The sequence below is a fragment of the Cohnella baijiui genome (genome assembly GCF_020731285.1).
In the GTDB taxonomy this organism is placed as follows: domain Bacteria; phylum Bacillota; class Bacilli; order Paenibacillales; family Paenibacillaceae; genus Cohnella.
This window is the reverse complement of sequence record NZ_JAJFOW010000501.1, coordinates 1-212: the sequence shown is the minus strand read 5'-3', so window position 1 is coordinate 212 and position 212 is coordinate 1. Positions and strand designations below refer to the sequence as shown.

General features: G+C 49.5%; 1 protein-coding gene. It reads right to left on the bottom strand.

The features are described from left to right. Positions 1-212 (bottom strand): beta-ketoacyl synthase N-terminal-like domain-containing protein (locus LKX83_RS33540; protein WP_304518371.1); only part of this gene is annotated, 212 nt, incomplete at both ends.

The window sequence follows — 212 nt, the reverse complement described above, 5'->3', positions numbered from 1 at the left end:
CAGCATAAATTCGTGCGTTTCTTCGTAATGCGTGAGACAACGATTCGAGAAGGAGAATGCCTGCGCCTTCCGACATGACAAATCCATCCCGATTCTCATCAAACGGACGACTTGCTTTAGCCGGACAATCATTCCTTGTAGATAAAGCTGTAGCATTCCCAAAGCTGGCCAAAGACAAGTCGGTTATCGAAGCCTCCGTGCCGCCCGCAAAG